Origin of the sequence: Tropicibacter naphthalenivorans, from assembly GCF_900176475.1 — a bacterium.
GTDB classification, from domain to species: domain Bacteria; phylum Pseudomonadota; class Alphaproteobacteria; order Rhodobacterales; family Rhodobacteraceae; genus Tropicibacter; species Tropicibacter naphthalenivorans.
On the sequence record NZ_FWXX01000003.1, the window covers coordinates 260,727 to 286,631 of the forward strand.

The 25,905-nt window shown below is 58.6% G+C and carries 28 protein-coding genes; 14 read left to right on the forward strand and 14 right to left on the reverse strand.

Going from position 1 to position 25,905, the window contains the following annotated elements; translation table 11 throughout:
- Nucleotides 1-8 precede the first annotated feature (8 nt).
- Genes B9A11_RS09180 through B9A11_RS09200 form a run of 5 tightly spaced genes read right to left on the reverse strand, consistent with a single transcriptional unit; the run spans nucleotide 9 to nucleotide 2,132 of the window.
- Nucleotides 9-722: a flagellar hook-basal body complex protein gene (locus B9A11_RS09180; RefSeq protein ID WP_058248095.1), complete on the reverse strand. Its 714-nt coding sequence runs from the start codon at nucleotides 720-722 to the stop codon at nucleotides 9-11.
- 1 nt (nucleotide 723) lies between these two features.
- On the reverse strand, nucleotides 724-993 hold the full coding sequence (locus B9A11_RS09185; RefSeq protein ID WP_058248096.1) for a flagellar biosynthetic protein FliQ: 270 nt from the start codon (nucleotides 991-993) through the stop codon (nucleotides 724-726).
- Between the two features lie 4 nt (nucleotides 994-997).
- Nucleotides 998-1,294, reverse strand: a complete 297-nt coding sequence (gene fliE / locus B9A11_RS09190; protein ID WP_058248097.1) for a flagellar hook-basal body complex protein FliE — start codon at nucleotides 1,292-1,294, stop codon at nucleotides 998-1,000.
- A 29-nt stretch (nucleotides 1,295-1,323) separates the two neighbouring features.
- Nucleotides 1,324-1,713: a flagellar basal body rod protein FlgC gene (gene flgC, locus B9A11_RS09195; protein ID WP_058248098.1), complete on the reverse strand. Its 390-nt coding sequence runs from the start codon at nucleotides 1,711-1,713 to the stop codon at nucleotides 1,324-1,326.
- An 11-nt stretch (nucleotides 1,714-1,724) separates the two neighbouring features.
- Nucleotides 1,725-2,132, reverse strand: a complete 408-nt coding sequence (locus tag B9A11_RS09200; RefSeq protein WP_306345507.1) for a FlgB family protein — start codon at nucleotides 2,130-2,132, stop codon at nucleotides 1,725-1,727.
- Nucleotides 2,133-2,186: 54 nt separating this feature from the next.
- Here B9A11_RS09200 and B9A11_RS09205 point away from each other — a divergent pair, with 54 nt between their 5' ends.
- On the forward strand, nucleotides 2,187-3,554 hold the full coding sequence (locus B9A11_RS09205) for a FliI/YscN family ATPase (RefSeq protein WP_058248099.1): 1,368 nt from the start codon (nucleotides 2,187-2,189) through the stop codon (nucleotides 3,552-3,554).
- 53 nt (nucleotides 3,555-3,607) lie between these two features.
- Here B9A11_RS09205 and flbT read toward each other — a convergent pair whose 3' ends face one another.
- The 5 genes from flbT to B9A11_RS09230 form a co-directional block, all read right to left on the reverse strand.
- Nucleotides 3,608-4,009: a flagellar biosynthesis repressor FlbT gene (gene flbT / locus B9A11_RS09210; RefSeq protein ID WP_058248100.1), complete on the reverse strand. Its 402-nt coding sequence runs from the start codon at nucleotides 4,007-4,009 to the stop codon at nucleotides 3,608-3,610.
- On the reverse strand, nucleotides 4,006-4,383 hold the full coding sequence (gene flaF / locus B9A11_RS09215; RefSeq protein WP_058248101.1) for a flagellar biosynthesis regulator FlaF: 378 nt from the start codon (nucleotides 4,381-4,383) through the stop codon (nucleotides 4,006-4,008). Before flaF ends, flbT begins: the two co-directional genes overlap by 4 nt.
- A 73-nt stretch (nucleotides 4,384-4,456) precedes the next feature.
- Complete coding sequence (locus tag B9A11_RS09220; protein WP_058248102.1) at nucleotides 4,457-5,752, reverse strand: flagellin; 1,296 nt, start codon at nucleotides 5,750-5,752, stop codon at nucleotides 4,457-4,459.
- 200 nt (nucleotides 5,753-5,952) lie between these two features.
- On the reverse strand, nucleotides 5,953-6,297 hold the full coding sequence (locus B9A11_RS09225; RefSeq protein ID WP_058248103.1) for a flagellar protein FlgN: 345 nt from the start codon (nucleotides 6,295-6,297) through the stop codon (nucleotides 5,953-5,955).
- Nucleotides 6,287-6,559, reverse strand: coding sequence for a rod-binding protein (locus tag B9A11_RS09230; RefSeq protein WP_058248104.1), 273 nt, complete (start codon nucleotides 6,557-6,559; stop codon nucleotides 6,287-6,289). The genes B9A11_RS09225 and B9A11_RS09230 overlap by 11 nt, the downstream gene beginning before the upstream one ends.
- A gap of 110 nt (nucleotides 6,560-6,669) precedes the next feature.
- Between B9A11_RS09230 and B9A11_RS09235 the strand changes: the two genes are divergently transcribed.
- The 3 genes from B9A11_RS09235 (at nucleotide 6,670) to B9A11_RS21380 (ending at nucleotide 10,719) form a co-directional block, all read left to right on the forward strand.
- Complete coding sequence (locus B9A11_RS09235; RefSeq protein ID WP_058248105.1) at nucleotides 6,670-9,507, forward strand: flagellar hook-length control protein FliK; 2,838 nt, start codon at nucleotides 6,670-6,672, stop codon at nucleotides 9,505-9,507.
- Between the two features lie 8 nt (nucleotides 9,508-9,515).
- A complete protein-coding gene (locus B9A11_RS09240) occupies nucleotides 9,516-10,214 on the forward strand; it encodes a flagellar hook capping FlgD N-terminal domain-containing protein (RefSeq protein WP_058248106.1) in 699 nt (232 codons plus the stop codon).
- 334 nt (nucleotides 10,215-10,548) lie between these two features.
- Complete coding sequence (locus B9A11_RS21380) at nucleotides 10,549-10,719, forward strand: hypothetical protein (protein ID WP_159452487.1); 171 nt, start codon at nucleotides 10,549-10,551, stop codon at nucleotides 10,717-10,719.
- Nucleotides 10,720-10,799: 80 nt separating this feature from the next.
- On the opposite strand, the gene ubiB is transcribed toward B9A11_RS21380, so the two are convergent.
- Together ubiB and ubiE are read right to left on the reverse strand one after the other, a co-directional pair.
- Nucleotides 10,800-12,332 (reverse strand): 2-polyprenylphenol 6-hydroxylase, encoded by a 1,533-nt coding sequence (ubiB, locus tag B9A11_RS09245; RefSeq protein WP_058248107.1) that lies wholly within the window; start codon nucleotides 12,330-12,332, stop codon nucleotides 10,800-10,802.
- Between the two features lies 1 nt (nucleotide 12,333).
- Nucleotides 12,334-13,086: a bifunctional demethylmenaquinone methyltransferase/2-methoxy-6-polyprenyl-1,4-benzoquinol methylase UbiE gene (gene ubiE, locus B9A11_RS09250; RefSeq protein WP_058248108.1), complete on the reverse strand. Its 753-nt coding sequence runs from the start codon at nucleotides 13,084-13,086 to the stop codon at nucleotides 12,334-12,336.
- Between the two features lie 74 nt (nucleotides 13,087-13,160).
- On the opposite strand from ubiE, the gene mutM reads away from it, so the two are divergent.
- From mutM to gyrB, 7 genes are all read left to right on the forward strand, one after another.
- Nucleotides 13,161-14,012 (forward strand): bifunctional DNA-formamidopyrimidine glycosylase/DNA-(apurinic or apyrimidinic site) lyase, encoded by an 852-nt coding sequence (gene mutM, locus B9A11_RS09255; RefSeq protein ID WP_058248109.1) that lies wholly within the window; start codon nucleotides 13,161-13,163, stop codon nucleotides 14,010-14,012.
- Nucleotides 14,013-14,074: 62 nt separating this feature from the next.
- Nucleotides 14,075-14,851, forward strand: a complete 777-nt coding sequence (locus B9A11_RS09260; protein WP_058248110.1) for an enoyl-CoA hydratase — start codon at nucleotides 14,075-14,077, stop codon at nucleotides 14,849-14,851.
- A gap of 160 nt (nucleotides 14,852-15,011) precedes the next feature.
- Complete coding sequence (gene rpsT / locus B9A11_RS09265) at nucleotides 15,012-15,275, forward strand: 30S ribosomal protein S20 (protein ID WP_058248111.1); 264 nt, start codon at nucleotides 15,012-15,014, stop codon at nucleotides 15,273-15,275.
- A 469-nt stretch (nucleotides 15,276-15,744) separates the two neighbouring features.
- Nucleotides 15,745-17,106 carry a chromosomal replication initiator protein DnaA gene (gene dnaA, locus B9A11_RS09270; protein WP_058248112.1) on the forward strand — a complete coding sequence of 454 codons (1,362 nt, stop codon included), beginning with the start codon at nucleotides 15,745-15,747 and terminating at the stop codon, nucleotides 17,104-17,106.
- Nucleotides 17,107-17,259: 153 nt separating this feature from the next.
- Nucleotides 17,260-18,378 (forward strand): DNA polymerase III subunit beta, encoded by a 1,119-nt coding sequence (dnaN, locus tag B9A11_RS09275; RefSeq protein ID WP_058248113.1) that lies wholly within the window; start codon nucleotides 17,260-17,262, stop codon nucleotides 18,376-18,378.
- A gap of 53 nt (nucleotides 18,379-18,431) precedes the next feature.
- Nucleotides 18,432-19,517, forward strand: a complete 1,086-nt coding sequence (recF, locus tag B9A11_RS09280; RefSeq protein WP_058248114.1) for a DNA replication/repair protein RecF — start codon at nucleotides 18,432-18,434, stop codon at nucleotides 19,515-19,517.
- A gap of 115 nt (nucleotides 19,518-19,632) precedes the next feature.
- Nucleotides 19,633-22,068: a DNA topoisomerase (ATP-hydrolyzing) subunit B gene (gene gyrB, locus B9A11_RS09285; RefSeq protein ID WP_058248115.1), complete on the forward strand. Its 2,436-nt coding sequence runs from the start codon at nucleotides 19,633-19,635 to the stop codon at nucleotides 22,066-22,068.
- Nucleotides 22,069-22,106: 38 nt separating this feature from the next.
- Here the strand turns inward: gyrB and fsa are convergent, their stop codons facing one another.
- Nucleotides 22,107-22,760, reverse strand: a complete 654-nt coding sequence (fsa, locus tag B9A11_RS09290; protein ID WP_058248116.1) for a fructose-6-phosphate aldolase — start codon at nucleotides 22,758-22,760, stop codon at nucleotides 22,107-22,109.
- Nucleotides 22,761-22,917: 157 nt separating this feature from the next.
- Between fsa and B9A11_RS09295 the strand changes: the two genes are divergently transcribed.
- The 3 genes from B9A11_RS09295 to derI are packed head-to-tail and all read left to right on the forward strand — an operon-like array spanning nucleotide 22,918 to nucleotide 24,923.
- Entirely contained in the window at nucleotides 22,918-23,676 is a 759-nt protein-coding gene (locus tag B9A11_RS09295) for a DeoR/GlpR family DNA-binding transcription regulator (protein ID WP_058248117.1), read from the forward strand.
- Between the two features lie 9 nt (nucleotides 23,677-23,685).
- On the forward strand, nucleotides 23,686-24,453 hold the full coding sequence (locus B9A11_RS09300; protein ID WP_058248118.1) for a triose-phosphate isomerase: 768 nt from the start codon (nucleotides 23,686-23,688) through the stop codon (nucleotides 24,451-24,453).
- An 11-nt stretch (nucleotides 24,454-24,464) separates the two neighbouring features.
- The gene (gene derI, locus B9A11_RS09305) at nucleotides 24,465-24,923 is read left to right on the forward strand and encodes a D-erythrulose-4-phosphate isomerase (protein ID WP_058248119.1); all 459 of its coding nucleotides are present in this window, start codon (nucleotides 24,465-24,467) and stop codon (nucleotides 24,921-24,923) included.
- Nucleotides 24,924-24,956: 33 nt separating this feature from the next.
- Here derI and B9A11_RS09310 read toward each other — a convergent pair whose 3' ends face one another.
- Entirely contained in the window at nucleotides 24,957-25,901 is a 945-nt protein-coding gene (locus B9A11_RS09310) for a sugar-binding transcriptional regulator (RefSeq protein ID WP_058248120.1), read from the reverse strand.
- Between the last annotated feature and the right edge of the window lie 4 nt (nucleotides 25,902-25,905).

Below are 25,905 nucleotides of genomic sequence, written 5' to 3' on the forward strand. Positions count from 1 at the left end.
CTGCTTCCTTATTTCACGAATGCCTTGAGGGCAGTTCTGATCCGTTCATCTTCACGTTCCATGAAGCTTTGACCCATTTCATACGCGCGCTGGACTTCGACCATGCGGGCGACCTGTAGAATGGGATCGACGTTCGAGGCTTCGATAAAGCCCTGCATCACGCGGGGATTTTCGACGGGGTTAAAGCCCGCATCGGCACGGAACAGCACGCCGCCCTCGCGCTCCATCTGGCGGGCATCGAGCGGTTCGACCACGCCGATTTGCCCAATGGGGCGGCCCTGCGTGCTGATGGTGCCGTCGCGCGCAATCGCCAAATCCGACGCGTCGGGCGGCACAAAAACCGGCGCCCCGCCCGCGTCGAGCACCTGGTAGCCGTCAGAATTCACCAAGGTGCCTTCGGCGCTGGGCATAAACGCCCCCGCTCGGGTCAGCCGCTGGCCATTCGGCGTGTTCACGAGGAAAAACCCGTCGCCTTCGATGGCGACGTCAAACATGCTGCCGGTCTGTTGCAGCGTGCCCTGCATCAAAGAGGTGTTGCGCACGCTGCCGACCGACATCGAAATGCCTTTGACGCCATCGCCGGGCAGAATGTACTCGGCAAAGATCACGCCCTCTTGGCGAAAGCCCGTGGTGTTGGCGTTGGCGATGTTGTTGGCGATGACCCGCATCTCTTTCATCAGGCCGGATTGCCTGGCGAGCGCGGTATAACTTGCGGATTCCATTCTAGCCTCCGGTGATGATCGGGATGATGTGGGACTGGAAAAAGTCCACCAAGGTGCGGGTCATGAAGCTCATCGAGATCCAGAACACCGCGACGATGGCCAAGAGTTTCGGCACGAATGTCAGGGTCATTTCCTGGATCGACGTCAGCGCCTGAAAGAGGCCGACGGTGACGCCTGCGATCAGGGCCGCCGAGAGGATCGGGACCGAGGTGATGGTCGCGATCCACAGGCCCTGACGAAGCGTGTCAAAGAAAATAGCCTCTGACATCATGAGCTTAGACCGGCATCCGCAGGATTTCCTGATAGGCCTCGACGACCTTGTCGCGGACCGCCACGACCGTATCCACGGCCAACTCGGACTGTGCGAGCGCCTCGACCAGCGCGTGCGGGTCGGCGTTGCCGGCCATGGCCTGGTGCGCTGTCGCCTCTGCGGTGCGCAGCTGATCGGTAAACTGTTGGGTTGCTTGCGCAAACTGCGCCTCGATTCCCGAGGGTTTTGCGTTTGCATCCGGCTCCATTGCGGGCCGGAAAGCGGCATACTGCTGGGCAGCATTAAGCGAGCGGACGTCCATTCTGGTCTCCATTCTCTGGGTTGGGGAAGTTAACGCCGCAAGAGTTCCAGCAATCCGCTGGACATCTGACGGGTCTGGTCGAACATTTTCAGGTTCGCCTCGTAGGACCGCTGCGCCTCACGCGCGTCGGCCAGTTCGATCAAAAGATCGACATTTGTGCCTTGGTAGTTGCCGTTGGCATCGGCCAAGGGGTGGGAGGGGTCGTAGATTTGCTCAAGATCACTCTGGTCGAGCCGGACCCTGCCGGGTTCCACCCGGACCAGCGCGGTTTCCGATCGGTCCAATTTGAAAGGCATGACCTTGCGGCGATAGCCGGGGGTATCGACGTTCGAGATGTTCTCGGTCACCACGCGCAAGCGGGCGGCCTGCGCCTTGAGCCCGCTGGCGGTGACGGACAGGGCATCTGAAAAAGCGTTCATCTTATCGGTCCTTATCTGCGGCCAATGGCGCTGCGCAAAATGCTGAGATTGCTGCGATAAATGGCCAGAGCGCGGTCGGATTGCCGCTTGGCATCAACCGCTTTGACCATCTCTTCTTCGAGCGAAACGGTGTTGCCGTTCGGATCCAGCGCTTGGCGGCGTTCGGTGAAATCCACCGACCGTCCCGTCGAGCCGTTCAGATGTTTGGCCCGCGTCGCGCGCTGTCCTTGCAGCGAATCGCGCACTGATTTGGCGAACTCGGGGATATCCTTGGCCCGATAGCCTGGGGTATCCGCGTTCGCGATATTTTGCGCGCTGTAGGCCTGTTTCAAGCCTGCATGCCGCGCCATTGCCATTGCCGTTTTGAAGACGTCCAAATTTTGGAACATCGGGGCTTCTCCCTCGATTGCTTCAATCAAGGCTTAACCGTGATTCCTTTAGAAACGGTTTGCAGACCTTGAATGGAGCGTACGATGGACGACGAGATCACTGGCCTTCGTGCCCGAATTTCCCAGATGCAGCCCGTGCGGGCGGTTGGGCGCGTTCACTCGGTGGATGGCACGACCATTTGGGTGCGCGGGTTGTCCCACAGTGCCAGCATTGGGGATCGGCTGAGGTTGTTGCGCCCCGAGGGTCCGCTGGGCGGAGAGGTTCTGCGCATTAATGATGATTTGGTGGCGATGTTGCCCGATGAGGCCGCGGATGGCGTGTCCAAGGGGGATCGGGTCGCGGTTTTGGGCCCGCCGACGCTGGCGCCCTGCGACAGCTGGATTGGTCGCGTTGTCGATGCCTATGGCCGTCCTTTGGATGGCGCGCCTTTGGGGCCGGGCGAAAAGCCCCGCCCCTTCCGGGCCAGCCCCCCGCCGGCCGCCGCGAGACATTCGATGGGGCACCGTCTGGCAACCGGACTGGCGGTGTTCGACACGCTTTTGCCCGTGGTTCAGGGACAGCGAATCGGCCTTTTTGCCGGGTCGGGTGTCGGGAAGTCACGCTTGCTTGCGTCATTGGCGCAGGGGATGCAGGCGGATGTCGTTGTCCTCGCCCTGGTTGGGGAGCGTGGTCGCGAAGTTTTGGACTTCGTCAATACGGTGCTTGGCCCAGAGGGCATGAAACGCAGCATCGTCGTGGCGGCCACCTCGGATCGATCTCCTTTGGAGCGGCGGCGTTGTCCGCTGGCGGCCATGACCATCGCCGAGCATTTCAGGGATCAAGGCAAGCACGTCTTGTACTTGGCCGATTCGATCACACGTTTTGCCGAGGCGCACCGCGAGGTCGCAATCGCTGCGGGAGAGCTGCCAGCGTTGCGTGGGCATCCGCCTTCTGTTGCGCATCAGATCATGCGTCTTGCGGAAAGAGCGGGGCCGGGGATGGGTGACACCGGGGATATCACCGCAGTCTTTAGCGTGTTGGTGGCTGGGTCGGATATGGATGAACCCATTGCCGATATCTTGCGCGGGGTGCTTGATGGTCACGTGGTCATGGATCGCAAGATCGCAGAGCGCGGCCGCTTTCCGGCAATTGATTTGCTGCGGTCCGTATCGCGGAGCTTGCCAGAGGCGGCCAGTGCGTCCGAGAACGAGTTGATCCAAAAGGTGCGGCAATTGCTTGGCGCCTATGCGCAGTCGGAAACGATGATCCGCGCGGGGCTGTATCGGGAAGGCGAAGACCCTATTCTGGATCAGGCGATTGGCGTTTGGGCTGAGCTGGATGCCTTTTTGGCAGAGCCTTCACCCAACGGGCCGGAGGGTGCGTTTAGAAAGCTGGATTTGCTTTTGAAAAGGGCGAAGGCCGGTCCGGGGCGCGGTGGCGTTCGTGTTCAGCAACAGCGCGCGAGGTCTTGAGGAAATACGGTCGAGGTCAACCCTCGACCCTTTCGCCCCAGTTTTCGGGCGAGTCAGGGCTTGGTCGCCAAGAGCCTATCTTCGCGCGGGATCAAGGCACGTAGCGCCTTTAGGCTTTGATAGAACTCCCCAGCAAGCAGCGAGTCGCTGGCCTGCGACAGCAAGCGGCGGCTGTCGGGATCGATCAAGATGCGGCTCAGTTCCTCGATCCGAGGAATAAGTTGTTGTCGAGCCTCCTCAGGCTCGACATCTCCGGTCAGGATCAACTGCGCAGCATAGCAAAGCCGCCGCACAGGTGTTTGCGCCTCATCGGGATGGATGGCGTCGCGCAAGCGCAGAACGTTGGTATTCGGCGTTACGATAGACAGACGACTGCGACGGTCGCCGTTTTCAATAACGGCGCCGTTGATCAGAACACGTTCTCTGGGGGCGAGCTTTAGAACCAAACCGCTCATTCGTTTCTCCTGTTACTGCCGAGGCCGCGCAAGATAGCTGCGTTGATCTCTAGCAGGGGGGTGATCCGAGCCTTTTTGGCCAAGACTTTGCCTGTGTGCTGCTGAACAAACTCGGCGAGATAGAAAATCCGCGCGCGCAAATCTTGGGGCAGTTCGTTGTCTTTATCAGCGACATCGACGGCAAGCGCGGTCCACAGGCGTTGATTGTCAGAGAGAGCTTCTACCAGCTTGGGGTAGGACATGGGGCCCGCTTCGGCAGCCGCCTTAATCCGATGTGTCACTTGCGCGATCAGCTCGTACTCTGTGCGTCTTGGCGTTTGAGTGCTGCGGGCCGATTGGGAATAAGCGCGTTTTGCTAGGGTCTGTGCGTTCACTTCAGAACCTTCTGGTTATGAGATCAGGAAAAAGTAAATCGGAGGCCGGTCAGCCCGGCCTCCGACGTTAATTTTAGCGGAACAGCGACAGGAGCGACTGCGGTGCCTGGTTGGCAATCGACAGAGCCTGAACGCCCAGCTGCTGCTGCACCTGAAGCGCCTGCAGTTTAGCAGAGGCTTCTTCCATATCGGCGTCCACAAGGGTGCCGATACCGGATTTCAGTGCGTCAGTCAGACCCGAGATGAAGTCCGACTGGGTTTCGATGCGGCCTTGAACAGAACCGAATGCGGAGGCCGAGTCGATTGCAGTCTGGATCAGACCTTCGATTTCGGTCAGCGCGCTGTCGACGCCTGCCTGAGTGGTCACGTCGATGTCGTTCAACGCTTCGAGGCGGCCACCGATCGTGGTGTCGGCTGCGGCGTATTCGCTGGCCAGAACCGATGCGTTGTCACCAGTGGTGGTCGAACCCGTGATGGTCACGGTGTTACCGCTTACAGTGGCGGTCAGCTCTGCGTCGGTGCCGGCTTCAGCGTCGACCCAAGCGTTGAAGGCCGCCGAAAGACCGGCCGCAACGTCAGCAGCGGTGTCACCGTCACGGGCAACATAGCTGATGTCGTTCTTGGTCGAAGTGTCCGCATTGGCGAGGCCAGCCGCACCCGCAGAGATCGCAATCGAGTAGCCGGTACCGGCGGTAATTGCGTCAGTGCCCGCAGAGCCGATGATGATATCGGTCGTCGGAGCGGTAGCTGCACCGGTCAGGGTTGCAGCAGCGGCACCACCAGCACCACCAGTGATGGTGTCGGAAGTCGCGGTTGCGGCAGACGCAGCCGCAGCGATGTCGGATGCACCCGTCCCAAGGTCCTGCTTGGTAACGTTGATGTCGGATGCCGCCACACCATCGGCCGAGCGGTCAAGAGACGCCAGAACGTTGATGCTGCCAGAGCCCGCAGTCGTGTCGGTGTTCGACAGCAGGTTCAGGCCGTTGAACTGAGCCGCGCCAACAACCGCCGAGATCTGATCGCGCAAAGCGTCGATGTCGGTCTGGATCTTGTCGCGATCGACGTTCTCTTCCTGGGCGGCAACGATCTTGCCCTTGATGTCGGTCAGCAGTTCAGTGGTCGTTTCCGCCGCTTGACGTGCCACAGAGACAGTGGACTGGCCCAAGTTGAGGCTGTCCGAGATGCCTTTGAAGCCCTTGACGTCGGCTTCCATCACTTTCGAGATGGCCCAAACGGCAGAGTTGTCTTTGGCGTTGGAAACCCGCTTACCCGTGGAAATTTCCTGCTGGGTACCGGCAAGACCGGAGTTGATGGATTTCAGGGTCTGCAGCGCAACCATTGCGCCGTTGTTCGTCAGAATGCTAGACATGATTTGTCCTTAGTTTTTAAGCGCTTTTTGGCGCCGGTTTGCATTTGCCGTAATCGGCTCTCTGACGTCTTTCTGACTGTTACAGGCCTTGGTGTTTTCGACCTGTGCCACCTGTTTTCGGTGCCTCGCCAACATCGCTTTTGAATCCTAACGCAGCGCTAAGATCGGCACCGAAGATCAGGCAGATTTGATGCAAATGCTTATGCTCGTCGTTCCAGCCGACGATCGGCAGGGGCATCAATTGTCTGGCGGCGACCCTGTGCATCATATGTGTCCGTGGACCGGCGCACGCGATTCAAATCGCTGATGCGATTGGTGACATTGCGCAAACCGGCCAAGGCCTGATCGAACAATTCTTGATTGCGCCGCATCCCGTCGCGGATGGGGGACAGCTCCTCGCTTGACAGGCCGGCCTCGTCCAGATCCTCAGCGATTTTTTGCTTTTCTTCCATGATTTCAGCAATTTGGTCAAAATCCCCAGACAAAAGAGCCTGGCGCTCAGCCTTGAGCAATTCCTCCAGGCGGCGGGTCGTGTCACTGGTCATTCATTCTCTCCTTCAATGCGTGATAAAGCGATTCTGCGAGCCCGATTCCGCCTTGGTCGGCCATTTGGCGGGCTTGTTCGAGGCGCATGAAAGAGGCGAATTGATCTTCGCCAGCGCCACCGCCAAAGGCTTCGGGAGTTTTTCCGACACCGGCGGATTTCAGCATTTCTGCAAGAAAATTTGCCTCAAGTTCTTTTGCAGCTTTGCGAAGGGCTTGGTCTTGCGAGGGCAGTGTCATCGCTGTCGACGTTGAAATCTCCATTCTTTTCTCTCCAATTCGACTCAGTTGAACTGATTTGAAAGTATCTCGGTAAAGAACCGGTAAGGATGTGAGGTCTATTGTGCAGCAGCGGAAGAATTCCCGGAGCGAACATGCTGACACAATTGACCAGTCTGCTTGGGCTGACCCAGTCCCCCCAAGCGAGCGATGCGCAAACCCCCGAGAAAGGGGACACGCAATTTTCTGATATCTTTGCAGAATTAGGCAATGACGCGTCCGGTGCGCGCCCGGAACGCAACCCGGCCGAAGCGGTGAAATCGACCGAAGCACCTGCCACGGATGAGCCAACCGACGTGCCTGACGAATCGATTCCCGAGACGTCGGAAGACGACGTTGATCTAACGAGGATTGAGGCTCCGGACGTTGTGGAAGAGCATTCCAGCGACCTGCCGCTCAAGTTTTTTGGCGGCGAGACGTCAGAGAGTCCGGAGACTCGCAAACCGGTACCTGACGCGGAGCCGCCAAAGGCAGAGATGGTGCAACCAAAGGAAAGAAACGACGCCGCAGCGCGGCCTGCACGGGCCGAATCGGGCATTGCTCTGAAGGTTGCCGCCCAAGCCACGACCGATCTGCCCAGCAAGGGCGTGCCACCGGCACCCGAAAAGAGCGCAGAATCGCTTCCTTTGCAGATGAGTCAGGTCGCGCGCCCGGTAAAAGTGCCGCCAATTGCGACAGTCGAACCCTCGGAGGTGGCCACCGCCCCTGCCGTCCGCGCGGCTCGCCACAAGCAGGTTGCCGAGGTTGACATCATAGCTCCGCCGCCTGCACCTCGCATGGCTGTATCGACTCTGGTGGGGCAACCGAATCCGGCCGCAGCGGCGACCGGAACGGCCACCGTAGAACCCAAGCAAAACGCGATCCCGGTTTTAGCAGCCAAAGAGCTAAAGCCTTGGACGGCGGGGCTTCAGTCCGCACCAAAGGCAAAAACCTTGCCGCTGATGGCTTCGGCGGCCAAAATGCCGTCTGTGCCGGCTCCCTCGGTCGCTGAGGGAGCGCCAGATGGGACGCCAAAAGTCACGCCAATTGCGCAGGATATGCCCATCAATGCGCCGAAGTTTGCGTTGTCAGAAACCGATCCTGTCAATCAGCCCAAGCCTCAAAGCGTCGAAAGATCGGTGGCGGGGCCGGTGACGGTGCCGCAACTTGTCCCGCAGTCTGCCGCAAAGACGGACACTAAAAATGTCGGCGCAGCCCTGCCCGATCTCGCCCAACTGGTTTCCGAAATGGAGAGCATCGAAGCTAAGCAGCCTATCGGACCTCGCACCGAACCCAGGGCCAAAGCCTTGGAAAGTCGCGGACAATTGGGAGAGGTGTCCGTGCGAATTACCTCTGAGCCGCGGGCGTCCGGGGCATCTTCAAAAGTGCATACTCCGGAAAGCACGACAAGAGCTGTCGTGGATACTCAATCCTTGCCTGCCGCAGACCCGCAGGCTCCGGAGCGCACAGCGTCGGAAGCACCATATACAGACAAGCCTCGGACCGTGGCGCGGCCGATTTCAGTCGAAAGGGCCGAAAAACCCTCCGAGCCTGTGCGGACCACAAGAACAACGGTTCCCGAATCGCCAACGCCCCTTGCTGAAACCGAGGTGGAACAGGCAGCGCCGACCCCGCGTACATCCGAGCCGCGCGATTTGCCCCTACCTGATATGCCTAGAGAGCCGCATAAAGCGGTAAGGGCCGATGAGGCGCGGCCAACGCCGCTGCGCGTCACGGAGCCCGCGCAAGCCCGGACCGAAGTGCAAGTGCATCCGCAAAACGGCACAAGCGTTCACACGCCCGCTCTTGAAAGCGAAGCCGACGCTCAGGTGTTCGTGACGCGGTCTTCCGAGTCGCGCGAATGGATCGCAGCTGAAAAACCGACCAAAATCGAGCCGCGAACACAGGCAAACGCCTTTTTGGCAGGTTTGGGCTCTGATGATGTGGCTGAGACAGTCGCAAAAGAGCGCCCCGTGCCCGCGGCAGCTCGAACAAATGAGATAGAAATTAAGGTCAAAGATGTGACCCCAGAGGTGCGCAGCGCGGTTGCAGCGACGAGCACAGATCCAGGTCGGCCCTCGCCCACGGTGCCCCAGCCCGTTGTGGCGCAGGAGCGAGAATTGCCGACCCAATCACCGATTTCGCCCCGGTCGCCGCAAGCAGATGGTGACATTCTCGATGATGCCGAAGAGGTTTTTGTTACTCGGAAAGCCACAAGGCCAGCGGATCCGATCGTGCCGCAAAAACCTGTGCAGCCTAACGCTCCCGCGTTAGAGGCGAAGGTGACGGATGCGATTCACCCCCGCGAGCTCATTCGAAAAGAGCGCGAAACGCAGGTTGCAATGCCGATGGCGGCCTCGGTGTCCAATGCCAAAGCGCCAGAGATGGCCGCCGTTACTGTCCCGATTCAGGCAATTGCGCCGGAAATGACGCAGTCTCGCGGTCGTGTGAACGCTCCAACATTGTTTGAAGTGACGGAAGAAGAAGGCGTGGAATTTACGACGATCTCGGCGCCGTCCGATGCGCGTGGCCCATCCGCTTCGGCGCAGATCCACCCGGCAACCCCCAATACTCCGGCAACTTCGGCTCAAGTCATACGTCAGATCACCGAAGCCGTGGCAAGAATGACCGAGGACCGGATTGAGATTCGCCTTAACCCCGAAGAGCTTGGTCAGGTGCGTTTGCAGTTGGTCCACAGCGATCAAGGCATGACCGTCAACATTCAAGCGGACCGTCAGGAAACGCTGGATCTCATGCGCCGGCACATTGACCAACTGTCTCGTGACCTCGCGGATGCGGGGTTTGAGGGGGCTGGATTCTCTTTTGGGGATGACGCTCGAGACGGCCAAAAACCGGGCGCGCGATCCGTGTCTGCGCCTGAACATGTCGAAGATCCAACACCCGCTAATGCTCCGAAATCTGCGGCCCAGGACGGGCTGGATATCCTTATCTGAGGTTCAAAATGGTAGAAATCAGTGGCACTCAGCCGTTTCAAACCACCGCGCAAAGCGGCACCACTTCCGCCCCAAGCGAAAGTGCGCGTGCGGTGGTCAGCTCGGATTTTGAGACGTTTCTCAAAATGATGACGGTTCAGGTTCAGAACCAAGATCCGCTCAATCCGATCGATTCGTCGGACTATGCAACCCAGTTGGCTACCTTTTCATCGGTGGAACAGCAGGTCCTTACGAATGAGCTTTTGACCTCGATGAAAACGCTGCTGTCCGGCGGCGTAGAGGCGCCCGGTGAGGTCTTGCGCGGCTACTCGGATTGGGTCGGCATGGAGGCCTTGGTCGAAGAGCCTGTTCAATTCAGCGGCCAGCCGATTGATGTTCGGGCAGATTTTGCGCCGAACGCGAATAGCGCGATGCTTGTCGTCCGCGATTCCGAAGGGGTTGAGTTGGAACGATTTGTCCTGAATGAAAATCAAAGCCATGTCAGCTGGAGCGGACGCGATGCCTCAGGCCAGATGCACCCACAGGGCGTCTACTCTTTCGAAGTCGAAAGCTTTTTCCTGGATGAATTGATCGACACCAGTCCGGCCGCCGTTTACAGCAACATTAACGAAGTCTGGGCAGAATCCGGCACGGCCAAACTGCGGCTGTCCGATGGGACGGAGATGGACGCAAACAACGTTATCGGTTTGCGTGAACCGGTGGTTTAAGCATCGCGATGGCGCCTCAAGCGTCAAATCCGCAACAATCCGCTTGCAATTTGAGCACGCAATTAACACAGGTTAATGCGCAAGAAAGGTCGCCCTAAAAACATGCCTAATGTACTGAAAACAATTGCTTGTTTTCGATTGTTTGATCTTCGTGTGTGATCGTCTAACCTATGATTGGCACGGCGCGTGTTCAATCGCGCCGATGGGATGGCGGGACTGCTGCTGAAAAAGCTGCGCCTGCAAAAAATGTGGTTTGAACGAGTGCTGTGTTGTGTATAAATTCAAAGGCATCGGGTGCTTTTTGCGCCCTTGTACGTATAGTCTGGAGAACACCATGAAAAAGCTTATGATTTCTGCGGCCGCAGTTCTTGCCGCCGCTCCGGCCTTCGCACAGGAAGCAGACCCGTTTGTTTCCTCCGTTGGTCTCGCATTCCTGCCGATGATGATCGTTGGCACCATCGCGACTGTTGTTGTTGTGGCAGCTGCGACCTCCGGCACCGACTGAGTTTCAGACGAACTCGGAATGATTTGAAACGGCGGCTGAGAGGCTGCCGTTTTTCTTTTCATAGGGTTAGCCCAAGGGGGTTAGCCTAGATGCAACCCGATCGAAGCGACGGTCAGACCCATAAGCAGACCAACACCGAGCCAAGTGAATCGCGCAGCCCACGGTTTGGCCCGGTTTTGCGGTTCAGGCTGAGACTGTTTGATCAGCGCAGCTTCGACCAGTTTTGGCAGTCTCGGACCGAACCGGGCCATCACCAGCGCTGTTTTCCACAAATCGGCGCCGACAGCACGCGGGCCAATCGACTGCTTGATGTAGGCCTCAACCACGGGTTGGGCGACCTTCCAGATGTTCATATGCGGATCGAGCGATCGCGCGACGCCTTCGACCACGACCATGGTGCGTTGCAGCAAGATCAGTTCGGTTCGTGTCTCCATGCCGAAACGTTCAGTGACTTCAAACAGATAGGCCAAAAGTTTGCCCATCGAAATGCCGGTGGCGTCCATGCCAAAGATAGGCTCGCCCACCGCCCGCAGGGCGCGCGCAAACTCATCGACGTCCTGATCGGCGGGCACATAGCCCGCTTCGAAATGCACTTCGGCCACGCGTTTGTAGTCACGCCGGATAAAGCCAAAGAGGATCTCGGCGTAGACGCGGCGGGTGTATTCATCAATATGTCCCATGATTCCAAAATCATAGGCGATGATGTCCCCGTTTGCGGCGACCTTTAGGTTCCCTTGGTGCATGTCGGCGTGGAAATACCCGTCGCGCAAGGCGTGGTTGAGGAACAGTTGTAAAACCCGTTCCGATAAGATCGTGCGATCATGGCCAGCGGCATCAATTGCGTCGTTGTCGCCCAGCGGAACGCCTTCTGCCCAGGTCATCGTCATCACGCGGCGGCCGGACAGGTTCCATTTGATTTGCGGCAGCTGAAAGCCTTCGTCGTCCTTGGTGTTCGCGGAGAATTCACTGGAAGCTGCTGATTCCAAACGAAGATCCAACTCTCCGTTCACCACGCCTTCGAAATGTTCGATCACGTCGCGGGGGCGCAGGCGGCGCGACGCGGGGGACAGCGCCTCGATCATGCCGGCTGCGAAATAAAAGGCGTCGATGTCCTTGCGGAACGCGCGCTCGATTCCGGGACGCAGCACTTTGACGGCGACGGTTTCGCCGGTCTCGGACAGGGTCGCCTTGTGCACCTGCGCGATCGACGCGGCTGCGACCGGATCGGAAAACCCGGAAAAGACGGCTTCGATGGGTTGGCCAAGCTCTTCGGCCACTTGAGTTTTCGCCACTTCGACCGAGAAGGGGGGCAGTTTGTCCTGCAAAACACGAAGCTGCTGCGCCATATCCGCGCCGACCACATCGGGACGAGTCGACATGATCTGGCCGAATTTGATGTAGGCGGGGCCAAGCGCGGACAGTGCGCGCACCACCGGCGGCTGCGAGGGGTCGCCTTCGTAGCCGAGCCACTTGAACGGCCAGGCCAGGACCCGTGCGGCCATGCGCAATGGCACCGGCGTGTCGAACGCCTCAAGGGCGACCCCCATTGCGCCGGTACGCTCAAAAGTTGCGCCAGTGCGGATCAGGCGCCAGATGTTATGCGGACCGCGCATCTTAGATCTTCCACCCAGAATGCAGGCAGGCGATGCCCATGGTCAGGTTGCGATACTTGGCATTCTCGAACCCGGCCTTGCGCACCATCCCAAGGAAGGTTTCCTGATCCGGGAATTTGCGAATGGATTCAACGAGGTATTGATAAGAATCGCGGTCGTTCGCGATGGCCTGACCCAACCGGGGAATGATGTTAAAGGAGTACAGATCGTAAACCTTTTGCATCAATTCGTTCGGAATTTGCGAGAACTCCAGCACCATCAAGCGCCCACCGGGCCGCAACACACGATAGGCTTCGTTCAGCGCTTCCTGCGGGCGGGTCACGTTCCGAATGCCAAAGGAAATCGTGTAAACGTCAAAGGTGTTGTCGGCAAAGGGCAGCTTCATCGCGTCACCTGTGACCCAATCCAACTGATCCGCCATCGAGCTGGCCTCGGCGCGTTTGCGTCCTTCGACCAGCATCGATTCGGTCAGGTCAAACACGGTCGAATGCGCGTGCCCGGCGCGTTTGAGGAACCGGAAAGAGATGTCGCCCGTCCCGCCAGCCACATCGAGCAGCTTTTGACCGGGGCGCGGCGCAAGCCAATCCATCATCGCGTCTTTCCAGATGCGATGGATGCCCATGGACATGGCGTCGTTCATCACGTCGTATTTTGACGCAACAGAGGTAAAGACGCCCTGAACCTTTCCGGCCTTTTCGCCTTCGGGGACCTCTGTGAATCCGAAATGCGTTGTTTTCCCGATCTCTTCACTCATGGCCTTGCTGTCCTTATGTTCAGGGCCTTCATATGACTGCCGTTCACGCGATACAATCGACAGGACCTTTAGATATGCCCGAATTGCCCGAAGTCGAGACAGTCCGTCGCGGTTTGGCCCCCGCGATGGAAGGTGTGGTGATCGCCCGCGCCCAGGTGAATCGCCCCGATTTGCGCTGGCCCTTCCCGGAAAACATGGCGCAGCGGCTGACCGGCGCGCGGGTCGAGCGGCTGCGGCGTCGGTCCAAGTACATTCTGGCGGACCTGTCGACGGGCGAGACCTTGTTGATTCACTTAGGCATGTCGGGGCGGATGCTGGTGTCGGGCGACCCATTGGGACAGTTCGTCCACGAACATCCTGCGCCGGAAAAGCATGATCACGTGGTGTTCGACATGGATAACGGCGCACGGATCACCTTCAACGACCCCCGGCGCTTTGGCGCGATGGATCTGCTGGACACGGCGACCGCGGAACAGCACCCCTTGCTGGCCAAGCTGGGGCCAGAGCCCTTGGGGAACGCCTTTAACGAATCCCACCTTGTCGGGCAGGTGAAACCTCGGGCGATGCCTATTAAATCAGCGCTTTTGGATCAAAAAATCGTCTCGGGCCTTGGGAACATTTACGTTTGCGAAGCGCTTTACCGTGGCAGAATTCACCCAGCCCGCCGGTCGAACAAGATCAGCGAAGCGCGGATTGCCGCATTGGTTCCGATCATCCGCGAGGTGCTGGAACAAGCCATCGAAGCGGGGGGATCATCGCTCAAGGATTTCCGCCAAGCCGATGGAGAACTTGGATATTTTCAGCATAGCTTTGACGTCTACGGTCGCGAAGGCGCCCCCTGTCGGACCCCCGGTTGCACCGATGAAATCAAGCGAATCGTGCAGTCGGGGCGGTCAACTTTTTACTGTCCAAACTGTCAAAGATAGCTTGATCGATATGAATGAAGTGCTAAGCCTTCCAGACTACGAAACGGACGGAGCCCGATCACATGGCCTATGAGACGATCATCGTCGAAGTAGAAGATCACGTCGCGACCATCAAACTGAACCGCCCCGACGCGCTGAATGCGCTGAACAGCCACCTGTTGGGTGAGCTGTCGACGGCGCTTGCAGAGGCGGACAGCAACGACAAGGTGCGCTGCATCATCATCACCGGCTCGCCCAAAGCGTTCGCCGCAGGTGCAGACATCAAGGAAATGTCGGAAAAATCCTATGTCGACATGTATCTGTCGGATTTCTTCGGCGGCGAAGGCAAGGCGATCACCTCGACGCGCAAGCCGATCATCGCGGCGGTCGCGGGCTACGCGCTGGGCGGTGGCTGCGAGCTGGCGATGATGTGCGACTTTATCATCGCGGCGGACACGGCCAAGTTCGGCCAGCCCGAGATCAACCTTGGCGTCATCGCCGGGCTTGGCGGCACGCAGCGCCTGACCCGCTACATTGGTAAATCCAAGGCGATGGACATGAACCTGACTGGCCGCTTCATGGATGCCGAAGAGGCAGAGCGTTCCGGGCTGGTGTCCCGCGTCGTGCCCGCCAAACAGCTGATGGAAGAGGCCAAGAGCGCCGCGGAAAAGATCGCTGAAAAGTCGATGATCTCGGCGATCGCCGCCAAGGAATCGGTCAACCGCGCCTATGAGACGACGCTGGCCGAAGGTCTGCTCTACGAGCGTCGCCTGTTCCACTCGCTCTTCGCGACCGAGGACCAGAAGGAAGGCATGGCCGCCTTCATGGAAAAGCGCACCGCGCAGTTCCGCGACCGCTAAGCGGCATATCTACTTGTCGGGCGCCTGTAAAATCTGTATAGGCGCCCATGATACATGCGCGTGATGCCCGCTCAGGCAAGAATCGGTCCCGTTGATCTTGATCGGGTCTGTGTCAGGCATTGCGCTTTTAACAGAACCTTAAGAACCAGGAACGATCATCATGGCAAATTCGCCCCAGGCTAAAAAGCGCGCCCGTCAGAACGAAACCCGTTTTGCGATCAACAAGTCTCGCCGTTCGCGCATCCGCACCGCGATCCGCAAGGTCGAAGAAGCAATCGCATCGGGTGACAAAGACGCAGCCGCAGCAGCCCTGAAAGCCGCTCAGCCCGAGCTGATGCGCGGCGTCACCAAAGGTGTTTTCCACAAGAACACCGCCTCCCGCAAGATTTCCCGTCTCGCGGCACGCGTTAAGGCGATCGGCTAATTTGCCACCAGCATATTGTTGGAATTCCGAAAGGCACCACTAGATGTGGTGCCTTTTTTCGTGCGTGTTAACCTTTTGACCGCCTTAGGGATTCTTTTTCATCGAATCCCGAGTCAAGGCGTAAGATCGGTTGCCGCGTCCCATCCGAGGTTGGTAATTTCAGCCAGCGAGTCACATCGCAGGGGGGACAGGCTGCCGATTCCATCACCGCTTGGCGGAATTAGGAATCGCTCAAGGAAGACCCGTTAGGGTTGATTGAGATTCGGGGGAAACCTCGGCCAGTCCAAGGCAAACACAGGGTCGTGCCGACCCGCCAACGTGGGGACGATGGGCGGATCGAGCACGACAAGACGGGAGCAATCCCGACTCATGTCCTTTGGGTATGGGGGTGTCTTTTGCGCTCTGTTGTGTGGGTCGGTGTCGGATTTCGGTCCGGCGGGGACGACTACTACTGAGGATCTGGGGACAAATGACAAAAGAACAGTGGGGCGCATTGCAAAAGCAGATTTGCGACACCATCGGGCAGAATAACTACAAAACGTGGATCGAGCCTCTGACCTTCGTGGGGACGGACGACGACGGCGTGGTCACGTTCAAAGCGCCGACCAATTTCTTTGGCACCTATGTTTCGCAAAACTTTGGCGACATGCTGCTAGCGCAACTGTCCCGGATTGATCCGACTGCGCGCCGCCTGTCGTTTGACACCCATCGTGGCGCTGCGCCCTCCGCGCCGGCGACCGAACCCTCGCCCAAGCCTGCCGCCGCTGCGGCTGAACCGGCCAAGGATTCGCTCCCCGGTGCGCCCTTGGACGCGCGCTTTACCTTTGACACTTTTGTCGTCGGCAAACCGAACGAGCTGGCGCACGCCGCCGCCAAACGCGTTGCCGAAGGTGGCCCCGTCACCTTTAACCCGCTGTTCCTGTATGGTGGCGTTGGCCTTGGTAAGACCCACCTGATGCACGCCATCGCGCACGAGCTGTCGACCAAGAACCCGCATCTGCGCGTGCTCTATCTGTCTGCCGAACAGTTCATGTATCGCTTTGTCCAGGCGTTGCGCGAACGCAAGATGATGGATTTCAAAGAGATGTTCCGCTCTGTCGATATCCTGATGGTCGACGACGTGCAGTTCATCGCTGGCAAGGATTCCACGCAAGAGGAATTCTTTCACACTTTCAATGCTTTGGTCGATCAGAACAAGCAGATCATCATCAGCGCGGACCGCGCCCCGGATGAGATCAAGGATCTGGAAAACCGCATTCGCTCGCGTTTGCAATCGGGTCTGGTGGTGGATCTGCACCCCACCGACTACGAACTGCGCCTTGGGATTTTGCAAACGAAGGTCGAAATGTACCGCGACATGTATCCCGGCCTGATCCTAGAAGACGGTGTTCTGGAATTCCTCGCGCATCGCATTTCCACCAACGTCCGCGTGCTCGAAGGCGCGTTGACCCGTCTGTTTGCCTTCGCGAGCCTTGTCGGCAAGCCGATCAACATGGATCTGGTGCAGGATTCGCTGTCGGACGTGCTGCGCGCGTCGGAGCGCAAGATTTCCATCGACGAGATTCAGCGCCGCGTGGCCGAGCATTACAACATCCGCCTGTCCGACATGATCGGCCCCAAGCGTGTGCGCACCTTTGCCCGCCCGCGTCAGGTCGCGATGTACCTGTGCAAGCAGCTGACCAGCCGGTCGTTGCCCGAGATTGGCCGCCGTTTCGGCGGGCGTGACCACACCACCGTCATGCACGGCGTGCGCCGCATCGAAGAGTTGCGCGTAGCCGATGGCCAGATCGAGGAAGACGTGGAAATGCTGCGCCGGGCGCTGGAAGCCTGAGACCCGGTCACAACACTTGAGCAACGGCGTCCTTTGGGGCGCCGCTTTGCCTTGACGGGGGCTTAAATCCACGGGACAAACGGCGAAAACCCGCTTGGAGACGGCGCAGACCCGCGCTAGGGTGCGTGTCCCGGCTAGGATAAGGGTAGGGCGATGAAGATCAGCATTGAACGGGCGACGCTGTTGCGCGCCGTAGCACAGGCGCAATCGGTCGTGGAGCGTCGGAACACGATTCCGATCCTTGCCAACGTGCTGATCGAAGCCGAAGGCGACACGGTGACCTTCCGCGCCACGGATTTGGACATCGAGGTTTTGGACAAAGCGCCTGCGGTTGTCGAAAAGCCCGGCGGCACCACGGTTTCTGCAGTCACTTTGCACGAAATCGTGCGGAAATTGCCCGACGGATCACTTGTGACCCTGTCCGAAGAGCCCGGCGCGGGCCGCCTGACGGTGGCTGCGGGCCGTTCGAACTTTAACCTCGCAACGCTGCCGCGCGAAGACTTCCCGGTTATGGCCTCGTCCGAGTACAGCTCGAACTTTTCGGCCAAGGCGGACGTGTTGCGCCGGTTGTTCGATAAGTCGAAATTCGCGATTTCCACCGAGGAAACAAGGTATTACCTGAACGGCGTTTACATGCACGTCGCGGATGCCGATGGCGGGCAAGTGCTGCGCTGCGTGGCGACTGATGGTCACCGCTTGGCGCGGATCGACGCCGATTTGCCGTCCGGCGCGTCGGACATGCCGGGGGTGATCGTGCCGCGCAAGACCGTGGGTGAGCTGCGCAAGCTGCTGGACGACGATGATATGGAAATCGCCGTGTCCGTGTCGGAAACCAAGGTGCGCTTTGCCACGCCGGACATCACGCTGACGTCCAAGGTGATCGACGGGACCTTCCCAGATTACACCCGCGTGATCCCGCAGGGCAACACCCGCAAGCTGGAAGTGGACGCGTCGGAGTTTGCCAAGGCCGTGGACCGCGTGGCGACCGTGTCGTCCGAGCGCTCTCGTGCGGTCAAGTTGCAGCTGGATGAGGACCGTCTGGTGCTGTCCGTGAATGCGCCCGACAGCGGTGCCGCTGAGGAAGAGTTGGCCGTTGCCTATGGTGACGAACGGCTGGAGATTGGATTTAACGCCAAGTACTTGCTGGAAATCGCCTCGCAGGTGGATCGCGAGAACGCTGTGTTTATGTTCAACTCCAGCGGCGATCCGACCTTGATGCGTGAAGGCAATGATACCAGCGCCGTTTACGTCGTCATGCCGATGCGCGTGTGACGCGGTTCGGACTGGATATTTATAAAGAGAAGAAGCGTTAAGGGTCGGGTGAGATGTATCTGTCGCGCCTGACCTTGTCGCATTTTCGTTCTCACCTTCATGCGGAGGTGGATGTCGATGCGCGTCCCGTGGCGATTTACGGGCCCAATGGCGCGGGCAAGACCAACCTGATCGAGGCGGTGTCTTTGTTTTCGCCGGGGCGGGGGCTGCGGCGGGCCTCTGCACAGGAAATGGCACGGCGGCCAGAGAGCCTTGGGTGGAAGATCACCGGGGTTTTGCATGGCGGTGGGCAGCCGCATGAGATTGCCTTTACGTCTGAGCAGGGCGCGGCGCGGCAGGTGCAGATTGATGGCAAAAACGCCAGCCAGGTGGCTTTGGGGCGTTTGGCGCGGGCGGTTTGGCTGGTGCCCTCCATGGACCGCCTGTGGATCGAAGGCGCTGAGGGGCGGCGGCGGTTTCTGGACCGTGTGACCCTGTCATTCTACCCCGAACACGCGCAGGCGGCGTTGGATTACGAAAAGGCGATGCGAGAGCGGAACCGCTTGCTCAAGGAGCAGATCCGCGATGCGCATTGGTATAAGGCCTTGGAATTGCAGATGGCGCGGTCCGGAGCGGAGCTGGATGCCAACCGCCGGGCGGCGCTCTCGCGGCTGACCGAAGCGCAGGCCGGGGCCGAGACGGCTTTTCCCATCGCCGAGTTGGAGATGGTGCAATCCGAAGGGTCAATGCCAGATGGTGAGGCCGATTTGCTGTCTGCGCTGGAGGAAAGCCGATTTCGCGATATCGCGGCGGGTCGGACCTTGGTGGGGCCACATCGCACGGATTTATACGGCGTGTTCAAAGCCAAGGGCGTGCCCGCGTCGGAGTGTTCCACCGGCGAGCAGAAAGCTTTGTTAATCTCATTGATTTTGGCGAATGCACGCGCCTTGGCTGGGGACATTGGCGCGGTGCCCATTTTGCTTTTAGATGAGGTCGCAGCGCATTTGGACGCCGGTCGCCGGGCAGCTTTGTATGACGAGATTTGCGCGCTTGGGGCGCAGGCTTGGATGACCGGAACGGGGCCGGAATTGTTCGCCGAATTGGGGTCGCGGGCACAGGGTGTCGAGGTTTCTGAGGCAGGTGAATTGCGCCGTGTTTAGAGCGCTCTTTCGAGCCGCATAAATCATGCACAGAAAAGGCAAAATTCCCTTGCTTTGCGTGACAATGCCGCCGCGTTTGGGTATAAATTCGGACAAAAGAACAAAGGATCACGGCATGTCCGAACCCGCAGGCGCACCTGAAGAATACGGCGCGGATTCAATCAAAGTTCTCAAAGGCTTGGAGGCAGTGCGCAAGCGCCCCGGCATGTATATCGGTGACACCGATGACGGGTCTGGCCTGCACCACATGGTGTACGAGGTCGTCGACAATGGCATTGACGAGGCGCTGGCCAAGCACGCCGACTATGTGAACGTCAAAATTCATGCCGACAGCTCTGTATCCGTGCGGGACAACGGGCGCGGCATTCCGGTGGATATCCACCCCGAAGAGGGCGTTTCCGCCGCCGAGGTCATCATGACCCAGCTGCACGCGGGCGGTAAATTCGACAGCAATTCCTACAAGGTTTCTGGCGGTCTTCACGGCGTGGGCGTGTCGGTTGTGAACGCGCTGTCCGTCTGGCTGGAACTGCGAATTTGGCGTAACGGCAAAGAACATTACGCTAAGTTCGAACACGGCGATTGCACCGAGCATCTGCGCGTTGTTGGCGATGCCGAAGGGGAAACCGGGACCGAAGTGCGCTTTTTGGCGTCGGCGAAAACCCAATCGCCCGAGGGGACGTTTTCGAACCTCGAATATTCCTTTGAGACGCTGGAAAAGCGGTTGCGCGAACTGGCGTTTTTGAACTCTGGGGTTCGGATTATCCTCGAAGATGAACGTCCGGCAGAGCCGCTGCGCTCGGAGCTTTATTTCGAAGGCGGCGTTAACGAATTCGTTAAATACCTTGATCGCTCGAAGCAGGCCGTGATGCCCGACCCCATCTACATGGAAGGCGAACTGGACGGTATCGGCGTCGAGGTCGCCATGTGGTGGAACGATAGCTACCATGAAAACGTGCTGCCGTTTACCAACAACATCCCGCAGCGCGATGGGGGCACGCACTTGGCTGGCTTCCGGGGGGCACTGACGCGGCAAATTCAAAAGTACGCGCAGGACAGCGGTATCGCGAAAAAGGAAAAGGTGAACTTTACCGGTGACGATGCCCGCGAAGGTCTGACCGCTGTGCTGTCCGTCAAGGTTCCTGATCCGAAATTCTCTAGCCAAACCAAAGACAAGCTTGTCTCGTCGGAGGTGCGTCCCGCCGTCGAAGGTTTGATGAACGAAAAGTTGGCGGAGTGGTTCGAGGAACACCCGAACGAGGCCAAGATCATCGTTGGCAAGATTGTCGAGGCTGCGCTTGCGCGTGAAGCTGCCCGCAAGGCGCGCGAGTTGACTCGTCGGAAAAACCCGATGGATGTTAACTTTCTTGCCGGCAAGCTAAAGGATTGTTCAGAAAAGGATCCGTCGAAAACCGAACTTTTCATCGTCGAGGGTGACTCGGCGGGTGGGTCGGCGCAGACGGGCCGGGATCGCGGCACGCAGGCGATTCTGCCGCTGAAGGGTAAAATCCTTAACGTGGAACGCGCCCGTTTCGACCGGATGCTGGGAAGCCAGGAAATCGGTAACCTTGTTATGGCCCTCGGCACCGGGATCGGCCGGGATGAATTCAATGTCGAAAAGCTGCGCTATCACAAGATCATTTTGATGACCGATGCGGACGTCGACGGCGCGCACATTCGCACGCTGCTTTTGACGTTCTTCTACCGTCAGATGCCCGAGTTGATCGAAGGGGGGTATCTCTACATCGCGCAGCCGCCGCTGTACAAAGTGGCGCGTGGGAAATCCGAAGTGTATCTCAAGGATCAGACCGCGCTCGAGGATTACTTGATCGAGCAAGGCACTGATAATGCTCAGCTAAAATTGGGTCATGGCGAGGTCATCGCGGGCCAGGATTTGATCCGCGTGATCGAGGAAGCGCGCCAGCTCAAGCGCGTGCTTGAGGCATTCCCGACCCACTATCCGCGCCACATTCTGGAACAAGCCGCCATCGCTGGCGCCTTTGTGCCCGGCGCAGTGGACAGCGATTTGCAGGGGGTTGCGGACAAGGTCGCGGCGCGGTTGGACCTGATCGCCTTGGAATATGAGCGTGGCTGGCAAGGGCGCATCACGCAGGATAAGGGCATTCGGCTGGCTCGGATTCTGCGCGGCGTCGAAGAAGTTCGCACGCTGGATGGCCCGATGCTGCGGTCCGGTGAAGCCCGCAAAAGCGGCAGCTTTACCGAAAGTTTGCAAAACGTTTACAACACGCCGGCCGTGCTAGAGCGCAAGGATCGCCGCCAGATCATTCACGGGCCGCTGGAATTGCTGCGCGCGATCCTGGACGAAGGTGAAAAAGGTCTTAGCCTTCAACGTTATAAGGGCTTGGGCGAGATGAACCCCGGCCAGTTGTGGGAAACGACGTTGGATCCCGATGCGCGGACGCTGTTGCAGGTCACCGTGGACGACATGGCCGAAGCGGACGATCTGTTTACCAAGTTGATGGGTGATGTGGTGGAGCCGCGCCGAGAGTTTATTCAGCAAAATGCGCTGAGCGTCGAAAATCTCGACTTTTAACGAAAACGCCCGGGGCATGACCTCGGGCGTTTCTCTTTTTAAAGGATGCTTTGACCGGTCTCCGCCCAGTCTTTTGCGAATTGTTCCAAGCCCTTGTCAGTCAACACGTGGTTTGCCAGCCCTTTGATGACTGCGGCGGGTACGGTCGCCACATCAGCGCCCGCGATGGCCACATCCTTAACGTGGTTCGCGGTCCGGACTGAGGCCGCAAGGATCTGAGTTTCAAATCCGAAATTATCGTAAATGGTCCGGATGTCTTGGATAAGATCCAGTCCATCAAGGTTAAGATCGTCCAAACGCCCAACGAACGGCGAGATGTAGGTCGCCCCAGCTTTTGCGGCGAGCAACGCTTGGTTCGCGGAAAAGCACAGCGTCACGTTGGTCTTGATGTTGTTTTGGTTAAAGTGGCGGCAGGCTTTGAGCCCTTCTAGCGTCAATGGCAGCTTGATCACCACGTTGTCCGCGATTTCCGCCAAATGCTCACCTTCGGCAATCATGCCTGGAAAATCCATCGCGGCCACTTCGGCGGAGACGGGTCCATCCACGACCGAGCAAATTTCCGCGATGACTTCTTTGAAGTCTCTGCCCGACTTGGCAATCAGGGTCGGATTGGTGGTCACCCCGTCTAACAGACCGTAATCATTAAGGTCTTTGATGTCTTCGATCACAGCAGTGTCAGCGAAAAACTTCATTCTTGGTCCTTTCTGTAAAGTGGTAGCGCAATGTGATGCACCGGAGAAGCTACGGGTCCAATACGCCGATGTTTGATTCGTCACAATATAAATAACAAAATAACATTATTTACGTGTGTTTTGTGTGATGATATGTTCTGAATCAGAGGAGAACAGAGTGAAACGAGACGAACGCCAGCAGGCTATCATGGACCGTTTGGTCGAGAGCGGTGCCGTTAATTTGGATGACTTGGCGCAGCGATTTTCCGTGTCCAAAATGACCATCCACCGTGATCTCGACGAACTTGAAAGCGACGGACTTTTGCGGAAAATCCGCGGGGGCGCCACGATCGAAGCCGGTACACGTTTTGAATCCGATTTCCGATTTCGAGAAATGCAGGGCGGGGAAGCCAAGCGCTGCATCGCGCAGGCGGCCCTTGATTTGGTCGAGCCGGGCATGACGGTCATGATTAACGACGGCTCCACGGCAGCGATCCTTGGCCGGGGATTGCTTGAAAAACGCCCTTTGACGGTCATCACGAACAACGCCGCGATCATTGACGCGTTACGGGACGAAACGGGTTTGACCCTCATCGCTTTGGGTGGCGTTTTTTCTCCAAAATTCAATGCCTTCTTTGGCAAAGTGACCGAAGATGCTCTGGCTGGATTGCGCGCGGATATCGCGTTTATTTCGACGCCCGCCATGGCCGGAACCGAGGTTTTTCACCAAGAGGAAACCGTCATGCGCAGCAAACGCGCAATGATGAAATCCGGGGCGCAGACCTGTCTCTTGGTCAACCATGCACGCTTTGGCCACACCGCTTTGCACAAGCTGGCCGACTTAACCGAATTTAACAGTTTGATAACGGATCAAGCGCCTCCTCCCGAGGTGCAGGCTCAATTGCAAGAGATCAAACTGCCCGTCATCTACAGATAGGACCATATCATGACGACGCCGAAATTCTGGATTGGCACCAGTTGGAAAATGAACAAGACCTTGGTCGAGGCGCAGGTTTTCGCCAAAGAGCTGGCCAAAGCAGATGCGGATCGCGATCCGGCGATTCAACGTTTTGTGATCCCTTCCTTTACCAATGTTCGCGAAGTCAAAGCGCTTTTGGCCGACACTTCGGTCAAAGTTGGCGCGCAAAACATGCACTGGGCGGATCAAGGCGCTTGGACGGGAGAGGTCTCTCCTTTGATGCTGAACGATTGCAATCTCGACATCGTCGAACTGGGCCATTCGGAGCGACGGGAACACTTTGGCGAAACCGATGAAACCGTGGGGCTCAAGACCGAAGCCGCCGTGCGGCACGGCCTTATCCCGCTGATTTGCATTGGCGAAACGCTGGAAGAGCGAGAGTCTGGCCGCGCCAAAGAGGTGCTGGAAACGCAGGTGCGCGGCGCCTTGGAAAAACTGAGCGAGACTCAAAAGCAAGCCCCGATCCTGTTGGCCTACGAACCCGTCTGGGCTATTGGCGTCAACGGGATCCCGGCGACCTCTGACTATGCCGACGCGCGTCAGGCCGAGATTATCGCCGTCGCCGAGGCTGTCACCGGACGCCGCATTCCCTGCCTCTACGGCGGATCGGTTAACCCCGAAAATTGCCAAGAACTTATCCGATGCCCGCATATCGACGGGCTGTTTATCGGGCGCAGCGCTTGGAACGTCGAAGGGTATCTCGACATTCTGGCCAAGTGCTCTGCCGTAATTTGAAAGGACCACACATGAAAATTGCAGTTGCAGGCGACAGCGCGGGCGAAGGTCTGGCCAAGGTCATCGCCGACTATCTTGGTGAAAACGACGCCTACACCGTTAACGAAATCAGCCGTACCGACGCGGGGCCGGATGCTTTCTACGCCAATCTCTCTGATCGGGTTGCCAGCGCGGTGATGGACGGCACCTACGACAAGGCGATTTTGATCTGCGGCACCGGCATTGGCGTGCAAATCGCTGCCAACAAGGTGCCGGGCATCCGCGCGGCGCAGTGTCACGACACCTATTCGGCGGGCAAGGCGGCGACCTCGAACAACGCGCAGATCATCACCATGGGCGCGCGCGTCATCGGGGCTGAGCTGGCCAAGGATATCGTGGATGCGTTCCTGACCAGCGCGTTCGACGAAAACGGTCGTTCGGCTGGAAACGTGCAGGCGATCAACGACGTGGACGCCAAGTACAACAAGTAATCAGTCGGCCCGGAGGATTCGTCTGTCCGGGCCTTATGCCTCTAGCAGTGCGCGAGCCGTGACTTCATCGGTGATCAGACCGGACAGCAGACCGGAGCGCAGAACCGATTGAATAGGCTTTACTTTTTCAACGCCGCCCGCCAGCGCAACGATCCGATGGTCGGACCAGTCGCCAAAGGATACGGCCAGCGTCCGAGAGGTTAACGGCGTTTCCAGACTGCGCCCGTCGGCATCAAAAAAGTGCCCCAGCATCTCGCCAGCCGCACCGGCGCTGCGGATCGCCTCGATCTCGGCGGGCTCGATCATGCCAGAGGTCACCAGCTGCGTATCGGCCTCGACCGTACCGATTCCGACGATCTTGAGCGGCGCGGTTTCGGCCATCTCGAACACTTCACGCACCCCATTTTGCGATAGCAACACGGCGCGATCCTCGGTCGTGTTGGCGAAAAACGGAACGGGCATGACGTAGGCTTGCGCGCCGGTCTTTTCGGCGATCAGGTGCATGACGTCATGCGGGTTGGCCGAGAAATTACGCGTCAGCCCCCCCAGCAACGACACAAATCGCAGCCCACTGGTGTTCAGGTGGGGCAATTGCCGGACGGCGGCGGCAAGGGTGCGCCCGTGGCCGATCCCGATGGTGGTTTCCTCGCCGGATTCCAGCCAGCGCCGCAACCGCGCCGACCCGGCAAGGGCCAATGTGCGGATCGGTAGCCCCTCTTCGCCAAGGTCGGGTGCGACGTCGCAGCTGTCCAAACCATAGCGTTCGCAGATCGCCTCTTCGAGCGCGATACATTCGACAATATCGCCGTCGATCGTCACTTTGACCGCACCCTCGGCGACCGCTTTGGCGATCAAACGGTGCGCTTTGACGGAAGGAACGCCCAGCTTTTTGGCCACTTTTGCCTGGGTCAAGCCGCCCACGTAATGCAGCCAAGCGGCGCGGATCGCAAGACTGTGCTCTGCGTCGGCTTTAGACATCTTC